Raw genomic sequence first — 278 nt, forward strand, 5'->3', positions numbered from 1 at the left:
TGGGGGAGCAGCTCAGGCCGCTCCCAGCGAGGCCGACCTCGCCGAGATCCAGAAGCTCTTCGGCAAGGGCTGAGCCCCTCTCAGCGCGGAGCGACCAGTGCCGGCGCCGCCGCCGGCTCGGCGGGCGGTGCGACGAGCCTCGCCTGACGGGCGAAGACCTGGCCGAGTACCAGCGCGCCGAGGGTGATGGTGAACCCGAGAGCCTGGATGGGCGTGAAGGCCTCTCCGGCGACGAGCGTTCCCAGGACCGTCGCGACGATGGGGGAGAGCAGCGCGAG

1 protein-coding gene is annotated in these 278 nt (G+C 72.7%); it reads right to left on the reverse strand.

Annotated features, from left to right (window positions below):
• Positions 1–80: 80 nt before the first annotated feature.
• The coding region (locus SB660_RS20115) for a hypothetical protein (RefSeq protein WP_410584060.1) at positions 81–278 on the reverse strand (198 nt) is incomplete at its 5' end.

The organism is Bacillus sp. SIMBA_005 (assembly GCF_046535585.1).
Classification (GTDB): domain Bacteria; phylum Bacillota; class Bacilli; order Bacillales; family Bacillaceae; genus Bacillus; species Bacillus pumilus.